The following is a 3330-nucleotide window of genomic DNA, read 5'->3' as shown; positions in this document are numbered from 1 at the left end:
ACCGCGCGGATCGCTTCGCTGCGGGTGGGGTAGGGGTAGATCACGCCGAGCAGTTGTTTCAGACCGAGCCCATGCTGCATCGCGATGGTGAAGCCGGTCAGGAGTTCGCCGGCATGGGTGCCGATGATGGTGGCACCCAGGATCCGGTCCGATCCCTTGCGGGTCAGCACGCTGACAAAGCCTTCAGTATCGGCTTCGGCGATCGCGCGGTCGAGTTCGGTGAAGTCGTAACGTGTGATCTCGCAGGCGATGCCCTGCGCCGCCGCGTCACGCTCGTTCAGCCCGACCCGGGCGATCTCCGGGCTGGTGTAGGTCACGGCCGGCACTGCGCGGTAATTTGGCTTGAACCGCCAGAACGGCGCGAACAGGGCGTTGAGCGCGGCGAAACCGCCCTGGAACCCGGCGATGTGGGTGAGCTGGTACGGACCGGTGACGTCGCCACAGGCGAAGATGGTGGGATGCAGGGTCGCCAGACCATCATCGGTCTCGATCGTGCCGGCTTTGCGCAGCGGTATCCCCAGCTCTTCCAGACCGTAGCCGGTCACGCGGGGCGTGCGGCCGATCGCGATCAGGAGGCGGTCGAACCCGAGATCGACGGTGGTGCCGGCGTGATCGGTGCGGAGCGTGAAACCCGCCGCATCCGGCAGAACCGCGACGGCGCGATGGTTGGTCAGCACGGTGACGCCGCCGCGCCGCAGGATGGCGGCCATGGCGGCGGAAACCGCATCGTCCTCGCGCGCGAGCAGGCGATCGGCCATTTCGACCAGAGTGACCGTGCTGCCGAGGCGGGCGAAGGCCTGCGCCATTTCGCAGCCGATCGGGCCGCCGCCGAGGATGAGCAGACGGGCGGGCAGGGTTTCGATATCCCACAGGGTTTCCGAGGTGGCGAAGGGGCACTCGGCGAGGCCGGGCAGATCGGGGATGAAGGGTTCGGCACCGGCGGCGATCACGATGGCGCGGGTGGTCAGGGTTTCGCCATCGATGGTGACCGACCAGGGCGATGTGATGGTCGCGTGACCCTGGCGGACATCGATGCCGAGATCCCGGTAGCGCGCGACCGAATCATGCGGCGCGATGCCGAGCACCGCCGCCTGCACCGCCGCTCGGGCGGCCGGAAAATCGAGCCCGTGGCGGGATGCGTGCAGCAGTGCCTTGGAGGGCACGCAGCCGGTGTTGAGGCAGTCACCGCCCATGCGCGCGGCTTCGATCAAGGTGACTTTCGCGCGCAAGGTGTTGGCGACATAGGCGGTGACCAGCCCGGCAGCACCTGCGCCGATGACGATGAGGTTGCGATCGAAGCGTTTCGGCCGGATGAACCCGGCATTCGCCCGGCGTGCGGCGAGGCGGTTGCGCAGGCGCGGCGCCACGACCGGCAAGGCCGCCAGCAGCAGCAGACCGAGGATCAGGCGCGGCGTCAGGATCGCGCCATGCGTGCCCAGCGTGGCGAGGCTGGCGCCAGCGTTCACATAAATGATCGTGGCGGGCAGCATGCCGATCTGGCTGGCGACGTAGAATTGCCGCAGTGACAGTTTCGTCAACCCGGCGAGCAGATTGATCGCAACGAACGGGATCGCCGGTACCAGCCGCAGTGCCGCGAGATACCAGGCACCGTCCCGCGCGATGCCCTGATCGATCCGGGCGAACAGGCCCGGAAACCGCGCCAAAGCGAAATCGCGCAGCAGGAACCGCGCGGTCAGGAACGCGAGGCTCGCCCCGATCGAGGCGGCGAACGAGACCAGGAGACTGCCCTCGATCACGCCGAACAGCGCGCCGGCGCCGAGCGTGAGGATGATGGCGCCGGGAAAGGATAGGGCCGTGGCGGCGACATAGAAGGCGAAATAGATGATAAAGCTGGCAATCGGATGCCGCGTGACCGTGAGGCGCAGCACCGTTTCATGGCGATGCAGACCGGCCAGGGTGAGCGCATGGCCACCGAACGCCAGCGCAACACCGATGATTGCGAGGATCAGACCGCCGAACAGGAGCGGTCTGGTTGCGGCGGTGCGGGATTTCAGCACGGCGCTCATCGGGCGCTCATGCAGGAGGAGGCGCCGAATACGCAGAACCGTGCGCAATGCGGATGATCGAGCGTGACCGGGCGGGCGGCAGCGGCGAGCGTGTCGCCGAGTTCGAACCGTGGCTCGTAGGGCAGCAGCGTGCAGGCGACGATGCTGGCGCGCGCCGCCCCCTTGCGCTGCACCACCATGCGCGAGGTTCGGCACATCGCGTCCGCGCCGCGGGGTGCTAAGGCCGCCCAGGCGGCGGCGCTGACGCCGGGGATTTTGTGCGGCGTCGACATTTCGGGAAACAGCACGAGATGCGCCGGATCATACGCATCGATCGCGAAGCCTTCGGCGGCGAACATTGCGGCGAAACCCGCGCGGGTGGCGGCTTCGTCCTCGTGCGCGGGATCGAACCGCGCGGCGATCGAGGGGGCGAACCCGGCGCTGAACAGGTCGTGCAGGCCGGCGAGCGCGGGCTGCCAGGCGTCAGCACCGCGCAGGGCGGCATGCCCGGCCTCGGTGAAGTGATCCAGCGAGACGCGCAGCGCCAGTTGCGCACCATAGGCGATGCGCAGGCGGCGGAGTGCGGCGAAATGGCGCTGCATCGGCCGCATCGCATTGGTCAGGACCAGCGTGCGATAACCGCGACCGAGGGCGAGTTCGAGCATCGCGATGATGTCCGGGTTCATGAACGGCTCGCCGCCGGTGAAGCCGATCTCGCGCAGGGGCAGGGCGGTGTCGCGCGCTTCGTCCAGCAATCGGTGGCATTCATCGAGCGAGAGGTAGGCCAGCCGGTCGTTGCGCGGGGAGCTTTCGATGTAGCAGCCGGTGCAGGCGAGGTTGCAGAGCGTGCCGGTGTTGAACCAAAGCGTTTCCAGCCGTTCGAGCATCACGCGCGCATCCGCCGGGGGCGACGCTTCGGGCGGCACCGCGCCGGGCAGGCGCAGGGTTGCCGGGGCTTGCGGCCGTGCGGCGTTGGCCCGTTCCGAAAGCGGCAGGATGTCGAGACTCGGCCAGATGCCACTCTCCAGCGCGATGGCGTAATCGACCGGCAGGCCGGCTGCGCGCATCGCACCGGCCGCCGCGCGATGATCGTAGGTGAGTGGATGGGTGGTGATGGTGAAGCCATCGCCGTCGGGCGTCAGCACCGAATACCAGCCGCGTGGCGTGCCGTCGTTCGCGGGCAGGCCGATCGCGCCGGCGTTGTGCCACAGATGCTCACCGATCATGCGGGTGAAGCCGAGGCCGCAATGCCCGGCGATCACGCCATCGCAGCCGGTGCGCGCGATCTCCTCCGCCAGTACCGGGTCCGGATCGGAGCCGAAGA

2 protein-coding genes are annotated in these 3330 nt (G+C 68.4%); both read right to left on the bottom strand.

Annotated features, from left to right (window positions below; genetic code table 11):
• Positions 1-2027 (bottom strand): FAD-dependent oxidoreductase (locus ACP5E6_RS16035; RefSeq protein WP_427955758.1); only part of this gene is annotated, 2027 nt, incomplete at its 3' end.
• Positions 2024-3330 (bottom strand): radical SAM protein (locus ACP5E6_RS16030; RefSeq protein WP_427955755.1); only part of this gene is annotated, 1307 nt, incomplete at its 5' end. The genes ACP5E6_RS16035 and ACP5E6_RS16030, both read right to left, overlap by 4 nt.

Source organism: Acidiphilium sp. (genome assembly GCF_049977125.1).
Classification (GTDB): domain Bacteria; phylum Pseudomonadota; class Alphaproteobacteria; order Acetobacterales; family Acetobacteraceae; genus Acidiphilium.
This window is presented reverse-complemented; position numbering and strand designations above follow the sequence as displayed.